Source organism: Paenibacillus qinlingensis (assembly GCF_013204845.1).
Classification (GTDB): Bacteria; Bacillota; Bacilli; order Paenibacillales; family NBRC-103111; genus Paenibacillus_E; species Paenibacillus_E qinlingensis.
On the sequence record NZ_JABMKY010000061.1, the window covers coordinates 1 to 556 of the forward strand.

General features: G+C 52.7%; 1 rRNA gene. It reads right to left on the reverse strand.

The features are described 5' to 3' along the window. Window positions 1-556 (reverse strand): 23S ribosomal RNA (locus tag HQN88_RS37270); the annotation flags it as partial.

The following is a 556-nucleotide window of genomic DNA, read 5'->3' on the forward strand; positions in this document are numbered from 1 at the left end:
GTGCAAGCCATAGCTTCGGTGGCGTGTTTAGCCCCGTTACATTTTCGGCGCAGAGTCACTCGACCAGTGAGCTATTACGCACTCTTTCAATGGTGGCTGCTTCTAAGCCAACATCCTGGTTGTCTGTGCAACTCCACATCCTTTCCCACTTAACACACACTTGGGGACCTTAGCTGATGGTCTGGGCTGTTTCCCTTTTGACAATGGATCTTAGCACTCACTGTCTGACTCCCGGACTTAAGTTTGTGGCATTCAGAGTTTGACTGGACTTGGTAACCCTTGGCGGGCCCCGCACCCAATCAGTGCTTTACCTCCACAACTCAACATCCGAGGCTAGCCCTAAAGCTATTTCGGGGAGAACCAGCTATCTCCGAGTTCGATTGGAATTTCTCCGCTACCCCCACCTCATCCCCGAATTTTTCAACATTCGTGGGTTCGGGCCTCCAGTGAGTGTTACCTCACCTTCACCCTGGACAGGGGTAGATCACACGGTTTCGGGTCTACGTCCACGTACTAAAGCGCCCTATTCAGACTCGCTTTCGCTGCGGCTCCGTCT